The organism is Alkalilimnicola sp. S0819, from assembly GCF_009295635.1.
In the GTDB taxonomy this organism is placed as follows: Bacteria; Pseudomonadota; Gammaproteobacteria; order Nitrococcales; family WHIW01; genus S0819.
Genome location: NZ_WHIW01000014.1, coordinates 49,525 through 67,815 on the forward strand (window position 1 = coordinate 49,525; position 18,291 = coordinate 67,815).

The window sequence follows — 18,291 nt, forward strand, 5'->3', positions numbered from 1 at the left end:
TCGTTGCTGTTCGAGGAGACGCTGATCCAATTCCCATCGGCCTCCTTAGGGCCCGAAACCTGCCTGTGGTATAACATGCCGCCCGAAAGATCACATCCTTAGGAACAGCCCGGCCCGGAGCACACCATGAGCCTTATTCGCCAGGACGACCTGATACAGAGCGTCGCCGACGCCCTGCAGTACATCTCCTATTATCACCCGAAGGATTTCATTCAGGCCGTGACCCAGGCCTGGGAAAACGAGGAATCCCCGGCGGCGAAGGACGCGCTGGCACAGATCCTGATCAACTCGCGCATGTGCGCTGAAGGCCGCCGGCCCATCTGCCAGGACACGGGCATCGTTACCGTGCTGGTGAAAGTGGGCATGAACGTGCGCTGGGATGCCTCGCTGAGCCTGGAGGAGATGATCAACGAAGGCGTGCGCCGAGCCTACCAGCACCCGGACAACGTGCTGCGCGCCTCGGTGCTGGCCGACCCCGCCGGCAAGCGCCAGAACACCCGCGACAACACCCCGGCGGTGATCCACACCCAGCTGGTCCCCGGCGATACGGTGGACGTGGTGGTCGCCGCCAAGGGCGGTGGTTCCGAGGCCAAATCCAAGTTCGTCATGCTCAACCCCTCCGACTCCATCGTCGACTGGGTGCTGAAGACCGTGCCCACCATGGGCGCGGGCTGGTGCCCGCCGGGGATTCTGGGCATCGGCATCGGCGGCACCGCCGAGAAGGCCATGCTGTTGGCGAAGGAAGCCTGCATGGAGTCCATCGACATCCAGGAGCTGAAGGCCCGCGGCCCGCGAAACGCCGCCGAGGAACTGCGCCTGGAACTCTACGAGAAGGTCAACCAGCTGGGCATCGGCGCCCAGGGCCTGGGCGGTTTGACCACCGTGCTGGACGTGAAGGTGCTGGATTATCCCACCCACGCGGCCAACAAGCCCGTGGCCATGATCCCCAACTGCGCAGCCACCCGCCATGCCCACTTCGTGCTGGACGGCTCCGGCGTGGCCGCCCTGCCCGCCCCCTCGCTGGACGACTGGCCGCAAGTCAGCCGCAGCGGCGGCGAGGCGCGCCGGGTCAATCTGGACACCGTCACCGCGGAGGACGTGCGCAGCTGGAAGCCCGGCGAGAGCCTGCTGGTCTCCGGCACCATGCTCACCGGCCGGGACGCGGCCCACAAGCGCATCCAGGACATGCTGGCGCGGGGCGAGGAGCTGCCGGTGGATTTCCGCGGCAAGTTCATCTACTACGTGGGCCCGGTGGATCCGGTGCGCGACGAAGTCGTGGGCCCGGCCGGCCCCACCACCGCCACCCGCATGGACAAGTTCACCGACATGATGCTGGAGCGCACCGGGCTGCTGGGCATGATCGGCAAGGCCGAACGCGGCCCGGGCGCCATCGAGGCGATCAAGAAGCACCAGGCCGTCTATCTGATGGCCGTGGGCGGTGCCGCCTACCTGGTCTCCAAGGCTATCCGGAAATCCCGGGTGGTGGCCTTCGAGGACTTGGGGATGGAAGCCATTCATGAGTTCGTGGTGGAGGACATGCCGGTGACCGTGGCCGTGGACGCCCAGGGCGAATCGGTTCATCAGACCGGCCCGCGGATCTGGCGCGAGCGCATCGGCAAGATCCCGGTCACCGTCGAACCCGCCTGATGCCGCCGCCTGTTGCCCGGGCAAGCGTCGCCTGCCCGGGCAACAGGCGCCCCCCAACCTTATGAATCCCGAATTGGACTGGACCGAACAAGGCGCGCCGCGCAGCCTGCGCTTCGGCGACGTCTATTTCAGCGCCGAGAACGGGCTGGCGGAATCCCGCCATGTCTTTCTGGAGAGCACCGAACTTGCCCGCCGCTGGCGGGAGGAAGCGCGTCCTGACTTTCGCATCGGCGAACTGGGTTTCGGCACCGGGCTCAATTTTCTCGCCTGCCGGGCGCTGTGGCGTTCGCTGCGGTCGCAACGCCAAACCGACCAGCTGCATTTTATCTCCATCGAAGCCTGGCCACTGAGCCGAGAACAACTGCGCCGGGCGCTTGCCGCCTGGCCGGAGCTTGCCGACGGCGCCGAGGCGCTGCTGAGCGTCTGGCCGGAGCAGCCAGGACACGTGCTGCAAGCACACTGGCCCGAGGACGGGCTGCGCCTGAGCCTGCACTTTCAGGCGGTGGACCAGGCCCTGGCGGCGCTGCGAACCGGCAAAGCGGCGGGCATGGATACCTGGTTCCTCGATGGGTTCGCGCCGGCCCGCAACCCGCAGATGTGGACGGCGGACGTCTTCCATGCCCTGGCCCGCCTGAGCCGCGCGGGCGCGCGCTTTGGCACGTTCACCGCCGCCGGGCGGGTGCGCCGCGGCCTGGAGCAGGCCGGCTTTCGGGTGGAGAAACGCGCCGGTTTCGGCCGCAAACGCGAGATGCTCCGCGGCGAACTGATGCCCCCCCAACCGGACCACACCGCCCCCTGGTTTCGGCCCGCCGCGCCCGGGCGGCCAGAACGCGTACTGGTGGTCGGCGCGGGGCTGGCCGGCAGTGCCACCGTTTACAGCCTGGCCCGGCGCGGCGTGGACTGTGTGCTGCTCGATCAACACCCCCACGCCGCCGCCGAAGCCTCCGGGAATCTGGCGGGCGCCTGGTACCCGCTGCTCAGCCAGGATCTGAACCCCGCGAGCCGCTATTCCCTGCGCGCCGTGGAGACGCTGCAAACGCGCCTGAAGGAGCTGGACAGCGCCGGAATCGCGGTGGAGGGCCAGCGTTGCGGTGTGTGGTTGGCCGCACGCAGCGAGCAGGCAATGACGCGCTATGCCCGCATTGCCGAGGAGCCGGCGCTGGCGGCGCTGGGGCTTCGCTTCAGCTCTGACAGCACCCCTTACGCCGGCCTGGCGCTGGGGCCGGGCTTGTGGATACCCGGTGGCGGCTGGCTGCACCCCCCCGGCCTGTGCGAAGGCCAGCTGGAATGGGCGCGACACCGGGGGCACCTGCAGCGCCGCTTTGGCGCTACCGTGGTGCAATTGCAGGCGCTGCCCAACGCCTGGCGGGTGTCGCTGGACGACGGTGAAACCCTGGACGCGGACGCGGTGGTGCTATGCAGCGGTGCCGTGCCGGCGCCCTGGCTCAACAGTCGCTATCTGCCGCTGCGCCCCGCCCGCGGTGCGGTCACCCTGCTACCCGACGCCGGCTCCGACCTGCCGCGCTGCGTGGTATGCCACAAGGGCTACGTCACCCCGGCCGTGCGCGGCTGGCACAGCGTGGGCGCCACGGTGGACAACCGGGAGCGGGATACGCACGTACGTCCCAGCGACCATGCGCGCAACTTGCACGCGCTGAGCGAGAATCTGCCGACACTGGCGGCGGCCTTATCGGGCTCCGCGCCCGCTGATTGCCAGGGGCGCGCCAGCGTGCGCATGACCAGCCCGGACCGCTTGCCGGTCATAGGGCCCGCGCCCCACTGGGCCGGCTGGCTGGAGGACTACGCCGATCTGCGCCGAGGCAGCCCCCACAGCCGCTACCCGCCGCCACAGTGGCAACCGGGGCTGTACTATAACCTGGGACACGGCGCGCGAGGCATTGCCGGCAGCGTGCTCGCCGGCGAACTGCTGGCGGCACAGTTGTGCGGCGAAACCCCGCCGCTGGACGAGACGCTGATCCGGGCGGTGCACCCGGGGCGCTTTCTCATTCGCGCGCTGCGACGGCGCGAACTCTAGGGGCGCACTGATCGAGCCCCTTGGGCCTTGGCGGCGAACCGGCTTGCGCCGGGGCGCCATCAAGGCCAGCGCCCGTCCTCGCCCGGCTTGTTTTACCATGAGCGATGTCACAACCAATTCAACGGTAACCCCCATGAGCCTGATGCCCGATACCGATCTTGTCGCCGCCATCCGCGGGCGACGCACCATCAACCGCTTCCAGCCGCGCCCGGTGGACCCGGCGATCATTCACGAGGCGCTGGAACTGGCGCGCTGGGCGCCCAATCATTATCTGAGCGAACCTTGGCACTTTTACCTGATCGGTGAAGAAACCAGAGCGCAGATCCTCGACCTGAACAGCACCCTGGTGGCGCGGAGCAAAGGCGCGGAGGCCGCCCAGGCGAAGCGGGAACGCTGGAGCGCCATTCCGGGCTGGCTGGTGGTGACCTGCGAGCGCAGCGAGGACCCCCTGCGCCAGCAGGAGGACTACGCCGCCTGCTGCTGTCTGGTGCAGAACCTGATGCTCGCGCTCTGGGGCCAGGGCATAGGCAGCAAGTGGAGCACCGGCCCGATCACCCGCGAGGCGGACTTCTACGATCTGATCTGGGTGGATCCCGAGGCCGAGCAGGTGGTGGGGCTGATCTGGTACGGCTACCCGGACGAGCAACCGGACAGCCGCCGCCGGCCCGCCTCCGCCAGTCTGGTGGAATTGCCCTGAGCGTGTTTTAACCGCCGAGGCGCAGAGGTTCACAGCGATCCACCGAGCAGGTTGAGTGCCAGATTCCTCTGTTTAACTCTGTGATCCTCCGCGCCGCTGCGGTTAAGAACCCGACAATAAAAAACGCCCGCTTACGCGGGCGTTTTCGGTTCAGGCCTGGCTGCGGGCTCAGGCCTTCTCTTTCACGTAGGAGCCAGGGGCGTCCTCGATGGGCTTGAGCTTGCCGTCGCCGGGCTGGCGCGCCTCGACCTTGGCGCCGGCCTTGTGGGCGATCCACTTGCCCCACTCCGGCCACCAGGAACCTTCATTCTGGGTGGCGGATTCCAGCCACTCGTCCGGATCGGCGGTCTTCTTGGTGCTGGTCCAGTAGCCGTACTTGTTCTTCTCCGGCGGGTTGACGATGCCGGCGATGTGGCCGGAGCCGCCCAGCACGAACTTCACCGGACCGCCATGCAGCTGGGTGCCGGCGTAGGTGGATTTCCACGGGGCGATGTGGTCGTCGATGGCGGAGATGAAGAACACCGGAATGGTGATCTTGCTCAGGTCGATCTTCTCGCCCGCCAGCTCGATGCCGCCCGGCTCCTTCAAACGGTTGTGCTGGTACATATTGCGCAGATAGAAGCTGTGCATACGCGCCGGCATGTTGGTCGCGTCGGAGTTCCAGTACAGCAGATCGAAGGGGAACGGATCGTTGCCGTGGAGGTAGTTGTTGACGAAGAAGGACCAGATCAGGTCGTTGGCGCGCAGGCTGCTCATGGTGGTGGCCATGGTTTTGCCTTCCAGCATGCCCTTCTCGTTCATGCGCTTCTCGAGGGCGGTGATCTGCTCCTCGTCGATGAACACTTCCAGCTCACCGGGCTGCTCGAAATCGAGCATGGTAGTGAAATAGGTAGCGCTCTTGACCCGGTCATCGCCCTTGGCGGCCAGATAGGCCAGGGTGCAGGCCTGCAGCGTACCGCCCAGGCAGTAACCGATGGAGTTGATCTCGCGCTCGCCGGTGGCCTGTTCGATGGCGTCCAGCGCGGCCACGGGGCCTTCCAGCATATAGTCCTCGAAGCCCTTGTCGGCGTATTCCGCCGGCGGGTTCTTCCAGGAGATGGCGAACACGGTGTGGCCCTGATCCACCAGCCACTTCAGCAGCGAGTTGTTGGGGCGCAGATCGACGATGTAGAACTTGTTGATCCAGGGCGGAATGAACAGCACCGGCCGCTTGTGCACCTTCTCGGTGCTGGGGCTGTACTGGATCAGCTGCATCATATCGGTCTGGTAGACCACCTTGCCCGGGGTGATGGCAATGTTCTTGCCCACCTCGAAGGCCTCCAGGTCGGTCATGGTGATGCCGCCACCCTTGGAGAGGTCGTCGAGCAGGTTGTTCAGCCCGTTCAGCAGGTTCTGACCGCGGGTATCGAGGGTCTTGCGCAGCACTTCGGGATTGGTCATCACGAAGTTGGTGGGCGACAGCGCATCGATGAAGGCGCGGGTGTAGAAGTTCACCTTCTTGGCGGTGAGATCATCCAGGCCTTCGACGTTCTTCACCACCGAGTGAATGTAGTCGGAGGTCAGCAGGTAGGACTGCTTGATGAAGTCGAACAGCGGGTTCTCTTCCCAGGCCTCGTGCCTGAAGCGCTTGTCGCCCTTGTGCGGCGCCGTGACGGCTTCGCTGCGGAACCCCATCATGCGCAGGGAGGCGCTCTGCAGCAGCTGCATGTAGTTCTGCCAGAACGCCATCTGCGCCTGGATCAGCTGCGTGGGGTTGGCCATCAGCCGGCTGTTGAACTCCTGGAACAGGCGGCTCATGTGCAGCGCGTCGTCCACGGTGATGTTGGCAGCGTCCTGCTCCTTTGCCAGAAAGTCCTTTACCAGTTGCTGGCTCTTGGACGCGATGTCCATCACGGAGCGCGCCATTTCGCGCGCATCCACGGTCTCGCGCTTTTCTGCGGCAGCATTACCAGCCATAAATCGATACCTCATCGGTGTTGCCGGGCGTATTCGGTTCGACACGCGGAGCGGGGGTTCAAGAACGACCACCCCGGTGATCCGGCCAATAATACTGCATCGCAGCACATCGGCACAAGGCCGACCTAGTCTTTACGATCAACCACTTACACCATCGCCGGGGGCAATACTGGCTGCGCCGCAGCATTGCCGCACAGCGCTTTAGCGATTCTGCCCCGGCACCCATAGCACGTCCGCCGCGCCCTTGTCGTTGACATGGCGGGCGGCCACGAACAGGTAGTCGGAGAGCCGGTTCAGATAGCGCAGCGTCGCGGCGCTGGCCTTTTCCTGGCTGATCAGCTCGGCGCACTCGCGTTCGGCGCGACGCACCACCGTACGGGCTTGGTGCAGGTACGCGGCGGCCGGACTGCCGCCGGGCAGGATGAACGAGCGCAGGGTATTCAGATCCTGGTTCAGGCGGTCGATCTCTGCCTCCAGGCGCTCCACCTGGGCATCGCTGACCCGCAGCGGCGGGTACTTGGGGTCCTCCTGTTCGGGCGTGCACAGATCCGCGCCCACGTCGAACAGATCGTTCTGGATGCGGAACAGCATCTCGTCCAACTCGCCTTCCACGTGCAGGCGGGCGACGCCCACCGCGGCATTGGCCTCGTCCACGGTGCCGTAGGCGGCCACCCGGGGGTCGAACTTGGCCACCCGGCTGCCGTCGCCCAGGCCGGTGTCGCCCTTGTCGCCGGTGCGGGTGTAGATCTTGGTGAGCTTGACCATCTCGGCCTCCTTGCAAACAAAACGAGGGTGGGGAGCATTCCCTGGAATGCCACCGCCACCCTCCAACTCCAGCCTGACAAGAGGCTGGCCCTCCTCGCCGGGAAGCAGAGCGTCAGATCACCGGCGTCTCGCGGTAGGTGCCCCAGATCTCCTTCAGCGTCTCGACGATGTCACCCATGGACGCGCCTTCCTTGACCAGGTCGATGGTCAGGGGCATCAGGTTCACCGACTCGTCCGCCGCCTGCTCCTTGAGCTTGGCCAGCATGCCCTGAACCTTCTGCTCGTCACGCTCGGCGCGTACGCGGTTCAGGCGCTCGATCTGTCGGCGTTCGGTCTCGGGGTCATGGGGGTGGATCTCGATCTCCGGATCGGCCTCGTCGTCCACGAACATGTTCACGCCGATCACCGGGCGCTCGCCACTCGCCTTGCGCAGGGCGAAGTCGTAGGCGGAATCGGAGATGCCCCGCTGGAAGTAGCCATCGTCGATGCACTTGAGCGTACCGCCCAGCTCTTCCACCTCGTCGAGGATCTTCCAGACTTCCTTCTCGATCTGGTCGGTGAGGCTCTCCACGTAGTAGGAACCGCCGATGGGGTCGACCACCTGGGTGACGTTGGTCTCGTGGGCGATGATCTGCTGTGTGCGCAGGGCGATGCGCATCGCCTCCTCGGTGGGGATGGCGAAGGCTTCGTCCATGCCGTTGGTGTGCAGCGACTGGGCGCCGCCCAGCACCGCCGACAGCGCCTGCAGCGCGGTCCGTACCGGGTTGATGGTGTACTGCGGCTTGGTCAGCGTGGCCGCGGCGGTCTGGGCGTGGAAGCGCAGACGGCTGGCCTCGGGCTTGGTGGCGCCGAACTTCTCGCGCATGATCTTGGCGTAGATCCGGCGAGCGGCGCGGAACTTGGCGATCTCCTCGAAGAAGTCGGCCTGGCTGACGAAGAAGAACGACAGTCGCGGGCCGAACTCGTCGATATCCACCCCGGCATCCATGGCGGTCTTCACGTACTCCATGGTGGTGGCCATGGTGTAGGCCACTTCCTGCACCGCGGTGGAGCCCGCCTCGGAGATGTGATAGCCGGAGATGTTGATCGGGTTGTAGCGGCGCATGTGCTTCGAGCCGTACTGGATGCAGTCGCGCACCAGCCGCACCGAGGGCCGCACCGGGTAGATCCATTCCTTCTGGGCGATGTATTCCTTGAGGATGTCGTTCTGGATGGTGCCCGACAGATCGTTCAGGTCATAACCGCGCTTCTCGGCCAGGGCGATGTACATGGCGTACAGGATCCAGGCCGAGGGGTTGATGGTCATGGACACGGAGATCTTGGTCAGATCGATGTCCTCGAACAGCTCTTCCATGTCCGCCAGGGTGTCGATGGCCACGCCCTCGCGGCCCACTTCGCCCTCGGACATGAAGTGGTCGGAGTCGTAACCCATCAGGGTGGGCATGTCGAAGTCGATGGACAGCCCGGTCTGGCCCTGCTTGATCAGGTACTTGAAGCGGCCGTTGGTTTCCTTGGCGGTGCCGAAACCGGCGATCTGGCGCATGGTCCAGTTGCGGCCCCGGTACATGGTCGGGTACGGCCCACGGGTGAAGGGGTACTGGCCGGGCAGACCGATGTCCTCATAGGACGTGTCCTTGATGTCCAGCGGCGTGTAGGTCCGCTGCACCGGCATGCCGGAGCCGGTCAGGTACTCTGACTTGCTCTCGGGGGCGCGCTTGATGAAGGAGGCGACCTCATTGGCCTCCCAGTCCCGCACCTGCTTGTCGATGCTCTGGATGGCGGCGGAATCGAACGGCTTAGTCATGGATAGTCTCCTTCACTTGTTTCAGCAACTCCACCGCGGCACTGTGAGGGTCCGATTCGCGGCGAGTGACCTTGTCCAACAACTCTTCGGTATGCAGTTTCTGGTTACGGGCGAAGTTGTCACGCACGATCTGCTCGGCGATTTTCACCACCCGTGTCGAGGCGATCTGCTCGCGTCGCGTGGCAAGCTCGCCACTGTTTTCCAGATGGGCCTGGTGTCGGTCGATGGCTTCCAGCAGCTGATCGAAGCCGCTGCCCTGCTCCGAACTGGTGGGAATCACCGGCACGCGCCAGATCCCCTCGCCCGGCTCCAGGCTCATCATCAACATGCCCTTGAGTTCCTGGATGGTCCGGTTGGCATCCGGCCGATCGGCCTTGCTGACCACGTGGATATCGGCGATCTCCAGCACCCCGGCCTTGATGGCCTGGACGTCGTCGCCCAGCCCCGGGGCGTTGACCACTACCGTGGTGTGCGCGGCGCGGACGATGTCCACCTCGTCCTGGCCCACGCCCACGGTCTCGATCAGGACCACGTCGAAGCCGCCGGCGTCCATCAGGTCCACCGCATCCAGCGCCGGGCGGGCCAGCCCCCCCAGGGAGCCGCGGGTGGCCATGCTGCGGATGAAGACACCCGGATCCGAGATCAGGTCACCCATGCGTATCCGGTCGCCGAGTATCGAGCCACCGGAGAACGGGCTGGAGGGGTCGATGGCGACCACGCCCACCGTGCGGCCACTGGCGCGGATCTCCCGGGCCAGCTGGGTGACCAGGGTGGATTTGCCCGCCCCGGGCACCCCGGTGATGCCCACCACATGGGCCCGGCCGGTGTGCGGGTAGAGCTCGGCCAGCGCCGGGCGCACCTCGCTCTCGTTGGCTTCGACGCGGGTGATCAGCCGGGCGATGGCGCGCAGATCGCCCTCGCGCACTCGCTCGGCCAGCTCCATTGAGGGTTTACGGTTGATCATTCAGCCTCCGTTCTTGTCATGCAGGCTGTCATAGAGCTTGCGGTCATCCACCACCCGCTGCGCCTTGAAATCGGTGCGCGGGAAGGTACTGGGCCCCACCATGTCCACCTTGGCGCGCACGCCCAGGACCCGGCTGAGTTCGGCCGAGGCCTTTTTGCCCAAGGCCTCGGCGGCATCGGCGCCGGACTGTGCCACGGCCTGGTCGTATTCGACCTGCACCGCCAGCTCATCCATGGAGCCGCTGCGGGAGATGATGATCCGGTGCTCGCCGCCATAACCCTGGAGGCCTTCCAGCACCTCGGAGATGGCGCTGGGGTAGACGTTCTCGCCACGGATCTGGAACATGTCGTCGATGCGGCCATAGATGCCCTTGGGCAGGCGCGGATAGGTCCGCCCACAGGGGTTCTCTTCCATCACCCAGTGCGTCAGGTCCCCCGACACCATGCGGATCATGGGCTGAGAGGTCCGCTCCAGGTGGGTGTAGATGGGCGTGCCCTGCTCCCCATAGGGCACCCGTCTATGGGTCTCCGGGTCGGCGACCTCGGTGTAGACGATGTCCTGCCAGAGCAGCATGCCCTCGGTGCTCGCCGAGCCCGAGGCGTGCATCCAGGGGGTCAGCTCCGCCATGGTGCCGCAGTCCACCACCTTGGCCCCGAAGATGTCCTGGATCTTGTCGCGGATCGCGGGTATGGAACCGCCGGGCTCGCCGGAGAAGAACATCACCTTCAGGCCGAACGCCCGCGGATCCACGCCCTCCGCCCGGGCCACTTCGGCCAACCGCAAGGCATAAGAGGGGGTGGCGTAGATGCCAGCCGGCTTCATCATCTGCAACCAGCTCACGGCCCGGGCGGTCATGCCCGGCGCACCGGCGCCGAAGGGGAAGGCCTTGCAGCCCAGGCGCTCGGCGCCCATCAGCGCACCCCAGGAGCCCATATAGAGGCTGAGGATGGCGGCGATCATCACCGTATCCCCCGGGCGCAGGCCCATGCCCCACATGATTCGGGCGTGGTTGTTGGCGATGGTCTCCCAGTCGCTTTTCGAGATACCGAAGGCCGTCGGCCGCCCGGTGGTCCCGGAAGTGCCGTGGATGTGGTAGATCTCGCTCTCGGGGCAGCACAGATAATCGCCAAAGGGCGGGTGCGCGGCTTGTGAATCCCGCAACTCCTGCTTGGTGACCACGGGAACGTGCTCGAAGTCTTCCAGGCTGCGGATGTCCTCGGGCTTGATGCCCGCGCCATCCCACTTGCGCTGGTAGAACGGCGAGCGGTCATAGGCGTAGCGCATCACTTCGCGCAGTCGCGCGACGATCAGCTCATCACGCTTTTCGGGCTCCATGGTTTCCCGCTCCCGGAACCAGTAGCGGCTGGAGCGGTCGGGCAGGTAGCCGTTGTCGTATCGCGGTGGATAATTCCACTCTTCCATAGTCTTGCCTCCTCCGTCTTCTCCTGGTCGGCCGTCCGCCGGCCTGCCCGGGGTCTACCGGGCGCCGCGTTCGGCCACCAGCTGGCGGAGGGAGTCGACAATCTCCTGGGGCGGGGTGTCCTGGAGCAGGATCTTGTGCACACCCATTTCCTCCAGCACCTTGACGTCATCGTCCGGAATCACGCCACCGCCGGCGATGATCATGTCCTCGACACCCTTTTCCTTGAGCAGCTCCAGCACTCGGGGAAAAATATGCATGTGCGCGCCGGACAGCAGGCTGATGCCCAGCACGTCCACGTCTTCCTGGATGGCCGCATCCACCACCTCGTCGGGCGTGCGGTGCAGGCCGGTATAGATGACGTCCATGCCGGCATCGCGCAGCGAGCGGGCAACGACCTTGACGCCGCGGTCATGACCATCCAGACCGACCTTGGCCAGCAGGACACGGATTGCAGGGGTATTGTCAGCCATGGTTATCTCCTAGGCAGTGCGTTGTTGCAGAGTGGACTCGGAGGCGAGCCGCTGTTGCAGCCGCTCCGATGCCTGGTGTGCGTGCGCGCGCGCCAGGCGCTCGGCCCGTATCGCGTCGCCCGCGCAGACGGCTTCCCAGATCGCCCGGTGCTCGGCCCAGGCCGGGCCGGCATCCGAGGTGTCTCGGGTGATGTTGATCATGATCCGCCGCAGGTGATGCCACTGGGCGCGCATCAGGTCGCGCAGCCGCTCGTTGCCGGCGATCTCGTGGATCAGCCAGTGGAAGCGCCAGTCGGCGTCGATGAGCAGCAGCACATCGCCGGCCTTCGCCGCGGCAAGGCCATCGGCCAGAAGCTCCTCGCCCTCACCGGCCAGCGCCGGGGTGATCCGACGGGCGGCCTTGCCGGCGCTGATCAGGTCCAGCCCGGCTCGCACCTCGTAGAGCTCGCGCACCAGTACGGCGTTGATGGGCGCCACCTTCAGGCCGCGCCGGCCGGCCTCTACCACGAAACCGTCCCCTTTCAGCTTGGCCAGGGCCTGGCCCACGGGCAGGCGGGAGACGTTCAGGCGCTCGGCCACCGTCTCCTGAGTGAGCCGTTCGCCCGGGCGCAGGGTGCCTTCGCAGATGGCGTTGAGCACCGCGTCGTAGACCAGTTCGGGCAGCGGCTTGGGGGCTTCCAGTTGCATGTCAGGCCCCCACCGCCCGCACGCGGGCCTCGGCGAGAACGCGCTGCAGCCAGGCGGCGGCGTGGTTCACGTGCGCCCGCGCCTCGCGCTCGGCGGCTTCAACGTCCCCCGCGCAGATGGCATCGAGGATGGCCTGGTGCTCGCACCAGACCTGGTCCTGGTTACGGTGCTCGCCGAGGATGTTGCGCATGATGCGGCGGATGTGATGCCAGTAGGTCTGCATCACATCGTTGATCAGCGGGTTGCCGGCCAGCTCGTAGATGTACCAGTGAAAGGCGATATCGGCCTCGATCAGCCCCGGCACATCGCGCTCGGCCGCGGCCTGGCGCCCCCGGGCGAGGATGCGCTCGCCTTCTTCCCGCGCCGCCTCACCCACCTTGCGGGCGGCGATGCCGGCGCTGAGCGCGTCCAGGCCACCGCGGAATTCATACAGGGCGGCGACGAACTCCGGCTCCAGCTCCGCCACTTTCAGGCCGCGCCGGCCGGCCTCCACCAGGAAACCCTCGCTCTTGAGCTGCTTGAGCGCCTGACCCACCGGCAGCCGGGAGACGTTCAACCGCTCGGCGACTTCGTCCTGGGTCACCCGCTCGCCCGGCGCCAGGGTGCCGTTGCAGATGGCGTCAATGAGCGCGTCGTAGACCAGCTCGGATAGGGGTTTCTGACTTTTTATCTGTCTCATGGCTCTCTAAACCGTTCGCTTACAGAATATTGTATACAGTATTCGGCATGCCGCAAGCGCGACTTGTGACACGCCGCAGCATTCACTCGGCGCCTTGCTCCGCTTGGCGCCGCTCGATGGCGTCCCAGACGGCGCGGCGCTGATCGTTGTTCATCTGGGTCCAGGTGGTAATCTCCCGCAGGGTGCGCAGGCAGTCGGTGCAGTGGCTCTCGTCCTCGGCCAGGTTGCAGAGATTCTTGCAGGGCGATGGGATGCGTTCGGGGGTGGTCATGGGCGGTTCTCGGTTGCTTGGGTGACAGGGAAAAGCCGGGATCGTGGCTTGTGGCCGCGATGTCCCGTCAGCGATCACCCCTGGTAGTCATAGAACCCACGGCCGCTCTTGCGGCCCAGTCGCCCGGCGTCGACCATCTGCTGCAACAAGGGGCTGGGTCGGTACTTCGGATCACCGAAGCCGCGCTGCAGCACCTTCATGATCTGCAGGCAGGTATCCAGCCCAATCAGATCCGCCAGCGCCAGCGGGCCGATGGGGTGATTGGCGCCCAGCTTCATTACCGTGTCTATGTCCTCGGCGCTGGCCAGCCCCTCGTCCAGGGCACAGACCGCCTCGTTGATCATGGGCACCAGCACCCGGTTGAGCACGAAAGCCGGGCGATCGCGCACTTCGATGCCCGCCTTGCCCAGGCCTTCGGCCATGGCACGCACGGTTCGGTAGGTTTCATCACTGGTCTGCAGCCCGCGGATCACCTCCACCAGTTTCATCACCGGCACCGGGTTCATGAAGTGCATGCCGATCACCTGCTCGGGGCGCCCGGTGAGCGCGGCCAGGCGAGTGATGGAGATGGACGAGGTATTGGAGGCGAGGATGGCCTCGGGGGGGCAGATATCGTCCAACTGCTGGAAGATCCGGCCCTTGAGGGTTTCATCCTCGCTGACCGCCTCCACCACCAGCTGACGATCGGCCAGGGCGGCGGTGTCGGTGGCGGTGCGGATGCGCCCCAGCAGGGCATCACGGTCGGTCGCGCTCAGCTTGTCCTTGACCACCAGCCGGTCCAGGCTCTTGCGGATGGCCGCCAGGCCGCGCGTCAGGGCCGCCTCGTCGATATCCACCATCAAGACATCCAGGCCGGCCCCGGCGAAGGCCTGGGCGATGCCGTTGCCCATGATGCCCGCGCCCAGCACGCCGATTCGCTGCAGATCCATACTCCCACTCCTCACTACTGTATTGACGGACGAACAAAGTCTTCCGCATACCGTATACCGTTTTCAGGAGGAGGCACAATCGGCCAGGGGTATGGGTGGAGAGTCGTCGCGGTCGAGGCCGCTGCCAGGGGTCGTGTCGCGGCCCGGGGCGGAGCGTTCGGATGGGCGGGTGGGGCCGGCGACGGACGTCGACGCAGCCGAGCATCTGAGCCGGGAGGGGATCCGCGAGCAGCATGCAGATCCGCCAATCATCACAATCGAGAGGTCGGTTGGTTTTCCCGCCAAGCCGCGATGACGCAAAAAAAAATGCCCGGCAAATAGCCGGGCACCAGGGGAGAACATCCCTCGCCGGGATGTACTCTGCCGAGACGGTCTCCCAATCGAATCGGCAGAGGTATAAACACTCTGAGGAGAACAGAGGCCACGAAGGCCGATGTTCATGGTTCGGCCAATGCCGAACACGGGTTCAAGATTAAGGCGGGGAGCCGGGGGTGGTCACCCCCCCTTCGGGGGGAGTGAGTCATCAGGTGATGAGCTGCATCTGCCGGGCGCGGGCCACGGCCTCGGTGCGGGTTCCCACCTCCAGCCGTTGATAGAGGCGCTTGAGGTACCACTTGACGGTTTCCTCGGAGAGAAACAGGCGCTGGGCCACCGCCCGATTTCGCAGCCCCTCGGCCAGCAGCTCCAGGATCTGCAGCTCACGCGGGTGCAGGTCCGGTACGCTGTCATCCGTCTCCGGGCCGCTATCCGGGCGCGGGGCCAGCCAAACCGCCTGGGCGGTCAGGCGCTGCAGCTGCTCCGGGGGCAGGCCCTTGAAGGGCAGGCGAATCTCACCTGGCGTCGCCTCCCGTAATGCCTCGTCAAGATAGTGCCGCTGGGCGGCCTCATCGTTCTGCCGCTCCGCCGCCCGGGCCTGCCAGAGCAGGAAGCACACCCGGTTCAGCCCCCGCCCGGCGGTACGGGCACTCTTCTCGCCCCGGGCGGCCTGGGCCGCCAGGGCCGGGTAGTCGCCGCGCTGCTGCAGTAGACGCAGCCAACCGAGCAGCCACCCCTCCTGCTGCTCGGACAGCGTTTCGCCTTCGGACACAGGCAGCACCGAGGCGTCGCGCAATATGCGTTCGGACGCATCCGTCCTGCCCTGCTCCATCTGCACCCGGGCGCTGATCAACTGATGACGCAACCGGGCCCGGGTCACATGGTGGCGCGTCGCCACCTTGGCGGCACGCCCCAGATCCTTGTCCGCCGCCTCTTCGCGGTTCAGTGCCCGCAGGCAAACGCTGCGCTCGGCATAGGCCAGGCCCAGGAAACCGTAATTCTGGCTGCTCTCCAGCAACTCCACCGCCTGGTCCAGCTCCCCCAGCGCTGCCTGCCAACGCTCCCACTGCTGCAGCACCATGGCCAGCTGCACGCGGATGAAGGCGAGCGCCATGCTGCGCCCCCAGCGCCGGGTCTGAGCGTGGTCTATGGAGGCACGCAGGCTCTGCTCGGCTTCCTTCAGGCGTCCCTGCAGATACAGCACGGTGCCGTGGTTGAAGCGCGCCAGCAGGTTCACCAGCGAGCCCTGGGTATCGTCGGACAGTTCGATGGCCGCCTGCGCGGCCTGCCGCGCGCACTCCAGCCGGTGCCCGGCACGCAGCGCATAGCCCTTGACGATGTAGGCCATCGCTCGGGTCAGGCGCTCCTGTACCGGGAAGCGTTCCGGCAGCGCCTCCTCCCCGCCCGCCAGTTCCGGCTCGTCGGTCTGGATGATGGCGGTAACGGTGCGCAGCACCTGCAGTTCATCGCGCAGCAACTGCCCGGCACCGTCGTCGGCGGCCGCAGCCTGGGCCCAAGCCATGGCTTCCCGGGCCTGCTCGAAGGCGCCCAGGTACGCCGAGGCCCAGCCGTAGAGCAGCGCCAGCCTGGCCCGCCGGCGTAACAAGTCGGCGGGCAGGCGTTCCAGCCACTCCCGCAGTTCCTTGAAGCGACAGCCGTATACCAGGGACTGGCCGATGGCTTCCAGCAGTTCGGCGGCCTGCTCGTACCAGCCGCCCTCCACCGCATAGGCCAGCGCGTCGAAAAACTCCTCGCGTTCCCGGTACCACTGGCTGGCCCGGCGCAGCAGTTGCGCCCGCGCTTGCGGGCTCCCCGCCTGCAGGCGGGCACGGAGAAAATCCCGGAACAGATGGTGGAAACGGTACCACTGGCGCTCCGCATCCAGGCTGAAGATGAACAGATTGGCCTGCTCCAGCTGGTCCAAGCGCCGCCGAGCGTCCTCGATACCCAGCACGGCATTGCACAGCGGGGCGCTGATTCGCTCCAGCACGGCGCTGCGCAGGAGAAACTCCTGCAGCGCCGGCTCCTGGCGCTGGAAGACGTCCTCCAGCAGGTAATCCGCCACCTCGGCCCGGGCACCGGAGAATTCGTCCACGAATCGCTGCGCGTCAGCCTGGTCGCGCAGGCTCACCGCCGCCAGTTGCAGACCGGCGATCCAGCCTTCGGAGCGCTCACCCAGGCGCCGCAGCTGAGCCTCATCCAGGACCAGGCTCTGGTTATCGCGCAGATAACAGGCCACCTCGTCGGCCGTGAAGCGCAACTCCTCCCAAGGCAGCTCCAGCAACTCCCCACGCATGCGCAAGCGCGCCAAAGCCAGAGGCGGCAGGTCACGGGAGCCGATGAGCAGGCGCAGATTCGCCGGCAGGTAGCGCAGCAGAAAGTCCACCGCCGCGTGGACCTCGGGGTTGGCGAGCTCGTGGTAGTCGTCCAGGGTCACGGTCAGCGGGCGACCGTAGCGCAGGCAGTCATCGATGAGGCTCGCCAGCGCCTCACGCACCGGTGCCTCGGGGCTGACTGCCAACATCTCCGCGGCCTCCTCGCCCAGGCTGGCGTCTACCCGGGCCAGGGCCGCCAGCAGCGCCATCATGAAGCGATGGGGGCTGTCGTCATAACGGTCCAGGGACAGCCAGGCGGCGCCCTCACCGGCCTCGCTCAGCACATCGTGATTCTGCGCCAGCACGGTGGTCTTGCCGGCCCCCGCCGGACCGTGGACCAGGGCGACACGGTAATCCCGCGCCCCCAGCAGGGCATCCAGCAAACGGCGCCGCCGCAGACTGAGTGCGCGGCTGACCGGTGGCCCCAGCTTGGGGGAGAGGATACGAGGATTGTGAGTGACGCTCATAAGCACAATAGCTGGCAATCTGGGCGCAGTGTACTGGCAGTGCGACGCGACCACCACCAGCTTCTTGTGAATGCGAATCGTTATCGTTAGGATCGAGGCTTCTTTTCCGTACGACAGGTGCCATTCCCATGCCCGAGAAAGCTCGCTCGCATCATCGCCCCAGCCGGGTCGCCATCCTGGCACAAGACGATCACTGCCTGCGCCTGGCCAGGCCCCTGCCCGCCGCGCCTCCCCGAAGCCCCTTGGCCGATGACCACCTGGTGCAACTGCTGCGCGGTCTGTTGGACCCGGGGAGACGCTGATCCACCCCCTGGGGTTGCGCGGCAGCCAATCGCTCCGAGGCCAAAGGAATAGACCGGCGCCTCCCATAGGCTTGGCCTATCGGGAAATTCGGAATAAACGATTACACAGTACCGGGCTCAGGCCTTACCCTTGCCCTCCACCCAACAAGCATACCGTGGAGGCTTGCCATGGCCGGAGCGATCAAGATCAGCGACAGTGACTTCGAGCAGCAGGTGCTGCAGTCCAAGGAGCCGGTACTGGTGGATTACTGGGCGGAATGGTGCGGGCCGTGCAAGATGCTGAGCCCCATTCTGGACCAGGTGGCGGAAGAGTACGCCGGCAAGGTCAGGGTGGTGAAGCTGAACATCGATGACAACCCGGAGACTCCCCAGCGCTTCGGCGTGCGCGGCATCCCCACGCTGATGCTGTTCAAGGACGGCCAACCCCAGGGCACCAAGGTGGGCGCCATGCCCAAGCAGGCTCTGACGGGCTTCATCGAGGAAAGCCTGGCCGACTAGGCAGACG

16 protein-coding genes are annotated in these 18,291 nt (G+C 66.2%); 5 read left to right on the forward strand and 11 right to left on the reverse strand.

Features of this window, described 5'->3' with window-relative positions; translation table 11 throughout:
- The first annotated feature begins 126 nt into the window (after window positions 1–126).
- From GBG68_RS11665 to GBG68_RS11675, 3 genes are all read left to right on the forward strand, one after another.
- Window positions 127–1,647 carry a fumarate hydratase gene (locus GBG68_RS11665; RefSeq protein WP_152147516.1) on the forward strand — a complete coding sequence of 507 codons (1,521 nt, stop codon included), beginning with the start codon at window positions 127–129 and terminating at the stop codon, window positions 1,645–1,647.
- Window positions 1,648–1,708: 61 nt separating this feature from the next.
- Window positions 1,709–3,682, forward strand: a complete 1,974-nt coding sequence (mnmC, locus tag GBG68_RS11670) for a bifunctional tRNA (5-methylaminomethyl-2-thiouridine)(34)-methyltransferase MnmD/FAD-dependent 5-carboxymethylaminomethyl-2-thiouridine(34) oxidoreductase MnmC (RefSeq protein WP_152147518.1) — start codon at window positions 1,709–1,711, stop codon at window positions 3,680–3,682.
- Window positions 3,683–3,815: 133 nt separating this feature from the next.
- Window positions 3,816–4,379, forward strand: a complete 564-nt coding sequence (locus GBG68_RS11675; RefSeq protein WP_152147520.1) for a nitroreductase — start codon at window positions 3,816–3,818, stop codon at window positions 4,377–4,379.
- 168 nt (window positions 4,380–4,547) lie between these two features.
- Here the strand turns inward: GBG68_RS11675 and GBG68_RS11680 are convergent, their stop codons facing one another.
- The 11 genes from GBG68_RS11680 to GBG68_RS11730 all read right to left on the reverse strand — a co-directional run bounded on the left by GBG68_RS11680 (window position 4,548) and on the right by GBG68_RS11730 (window position 17,484).
- Window positions 4,548–6,335: a PHA/PHB synthase family protein gene (locus tag GBG68_RS11680; protein WP_152147522.1), complete on the reverse strand. Its 1,788-nt coding sequence runs from the start codon at window positions 6,333–6,335 to the stop codon at window positions 4,548–4,550.
- 201 nt (window positions 6,336–6,536) lie between these two features.
- A complete protein-coding gene (locus GBG68_RS11685; protein WP_152147524.1) occupies window positions 6,537–7,100 on the reverse strand; it encodes a cob(I)yrinic acid a,c-diamide adenosyltransferase in 564 nt (187 codons plus the stop codon).
- Between the two features lie 112 nt (window positions 7,101–7,212).
- On the reverse strand, window positions 7,213–8,904 hold the full coding sequence (locus tag GBG68_RS11690) for a methylmalonyl-CoA mutase family protein (protein ID WP_152147526.1): 1,692 nt from the start codon (window positions 8,902–8,904) through the stop codon (window positions 7,213–7,215).
- Window positions 8,897–9,868, reverse strand: coding sequence for a methylmalonyl Co-A mutase-associated GTPase MeaB (gene meaB, locus GBG68_RS11695; protein WP_152147528.1), 972 nt, complete (start codon window positions 9,866–9,868; stop codon window positions 8,897–8,899). Before meaB ends, GBG68_RS11690 begins: the two co-directional genes overlap by 8 nt.
- Window positions 9,869–11,290 carry a phenylacetate--CoA ligase family protein gene (locus GBG68_RS11700; protein WP_152147531.1) on the reverse strand — a complete coding sequence of 474 codons (1,422 nt, stop codon included), beginning with the start codon at window positions 11,288–11,290 and terminating at the stop codon, window positions 9,869–9,871.
- A 54-nt stretch (window positions 11,291–11,344) separates the two neighbouring features.
- Window positions 11,345–11,761 (reverse strand): cobalamin B12-binding domain-containing protein, encoded by a 417-nt coding sequence (locus GBG68_RS11705; protein ID WP_152147533.1) that lies wholly within the window; start codon window positions 11,759–11,761, stop codon window positions 11,345–11,347.
- Between the two features lie 9 nt (window positions 11,762–11,770).
- Window positions 11,771–12,448, reverse strand: coding sequence for a GntR family transcriptional regulator (locus GBG68_RS11710; RefSeq protein WP_152147536.1), 678 nt, complete (start codon window positions 12,446–12,448; stop codon window positions 11,771–11,773).
- 1 nt (window position 12,449) lies between these two features.
- Window positions 12,450–13,127: a GntR family transcriptional regulator gene (locus GBG68_RS11715; RefSeq protein ID WP_152147538.1), complete on the reverse strand. Its 678-nt coding sequence runs from the start codon at window positions 13,125–13,127 to the stop codon at window positions 12,450–12,452.
- 82 nt (window positions 13,128–13,209) lie between these two features.
- Window positions 13,210–13,398, reverse strand: coding sequence for a DUF1289 domain-containing protein (locus tag GBG68_RS11720; protein WP_152147540.1), 189 nt, complete (start codon window positions 13,396–13,398; stop codon window positions 13,210–13,212).
- A gap of 74 nt (window positions 13,399–13,472) precedes the next feature.
- Entirely contained in the window at window positions 13,473–14,327 is an 855-nt protein-coding gene (locus GBG68_RS11725; protein ID WP_152147542.1) for a 3-hydroxybutyryl-CoA dehydrogenase, read from the reverse strand.
- A gap of 523 nt (window positions 14,328–14,850) precedes the next feature.
- Window positions 14,851–17,484 (reverse strand): LuxR C-terminal-related transcriptional regulator, encoded by a 2,634-nt coding sequence (locus GBG68_RS11730; protein ID WP_193222314.1) that lies wholly within the window; start codon window positions 17,482–17,484, stop codon window positions 14,851–14,853.
- A gap of 128 nt (window positions 17,485–17,612) precedes the next feature.
- Between GBG68_RS11730 and GBG68_RS14190 the strand changes: the two genes are divergently transcribed.
- Together GBG68_RS14190 and trxA are read left to right on the forward strand one after the other, a co-directional pair.
- The gene (locus GBG68_RS14190; protein WP_193222315.1) at window positions 17,613–17,786 is read left to right on the forward strand and encodes a hypothetical protein; all 174 of its coding nucleotides are present in this window, start codon (window positions 17,613–17,615) and stop codon (window positions 17,784–17,786) included.
- Between the two features lie 168 nt (window positions 17,787–17,954).
- Complete coding sequence (gene trxA, locus GBG68_RS11735) at window positions 17,955–18,284, forward strand: thioredoxin (RefSeq protein ID WP_152147546.1); 330 nt, start codon at window positions 17,955–17,957, stop codon at window positions 18,282–18,284.
- Window positions 18,285–18,291: the final 7 nt, after the last annotated feature.

Coding starts and splice junctions, on each gene's coding strand:
- GBG68_RS11720 (WP_152147540.1), bottom strand. CDS start 13,398: ATGACCACCCCCGAACGCATCCCATCGCCCTGCAAGAATCTCTGCAAC.
- trxA (WP_152147546.1), top strand. CDS start 17,955: ATGGCCGGAGCGATCAAGATCAGCGACAGTGACTTCGAGCAGCAGGTG.
- mnmC (WP_152147518.1), top strand. CDS start 1,709: ATGAATCCCGAATTGGACTGGACCGAACAAGGCGCGCCGCGCAGCCTG.
- GBG68_RS11730 (WP_193222314.1), bottom strand. CDS start 17,484: ATGAGCGTCACTCACAATCCTCGTATCCTCTCCCCCAAGCTGGGGCCA.
- GBG68_RS11700 (WP_152147531.1), bottom strand. CDS start 11,290: ATGGAAGAGTGGAATTATCCACCGCGATACGACAACGGCTACCTGCCC.
- GBG68_RS11725 (WP_152147542.1), bottom strand. CDS start 14,327: ATGGATCTGCAGCGAATCGGCGTGCTGGGCGCGGGCATCATGGGCAAC.
- GBG68_RS11690 (WP_152147526.1), bottom strand. CDS start 8,904: ATGACTAAGCCGTTCGATTCCGCCGCCATCCAGAGCATCGACAAGCAG.
- GBG68_RS11705 (WP_152147533.1), bottom strand. CDS start 11,761: ATGGCTGACAATACCCCTGCAATCCGTGTCCTGCTGGCCAAGGTCGGT.
- GBG68_RS11675 (WP_152147520.1), top strand. CDS start 3,816: ATGAGCCTGATGCCCGATACCGATCTTGTCGCCGCCATCCGCGGGCGA.
- GBG68_RS11685 (WP_152147524.1), bottom strand. CDS start 7,100: ATGGTCAAGCTCACCAAGATCTACACCCGCACCGGCGACAAGGGCGAC.
- GBG68_RS11665 (WP_152147516.1), top strand. CDS start 127: ATGAGCCTTATTCGCCAGGACGACCTGATACAGAGCGTCGCCGACGCC.
- GBG68_RS11680 (WP_152147522.1), bottom strand. CDS start 6,335: ATGGCTGGTAATGCTGCCGCAGAAAAGCGCGAGACCGTGGATGCGCGC.
- GBG68_RS14190 (WP_193222315.1), top strand. CDS start 17,613: ATGCCCGAGAAAGCTCGCTCGCATCATCGCCCCAGCCGGGTCGCCATC.
- GBG68_RS11715 (WP_152147538.1), bottom strand. CDS start 13,127: ATGAGACAGATAAAAAGTCAGAAACCCCTATCCGAGCTGGTCTACGAC.
- meaB (WP_152147528.1), bottom strand. CDS start 9,868: ATGATCAACCGTAAACCCTCAATGGAGCTGGCCGAGCGAGTGCGCGAG.
- GBG68_RS11710 (WP_152147536.1), bottom strand. CDS start 12,448: ATGCAACTGGAAGCCCCCAAGCCGCTGCCCGAACTGGTCTACGACGCG.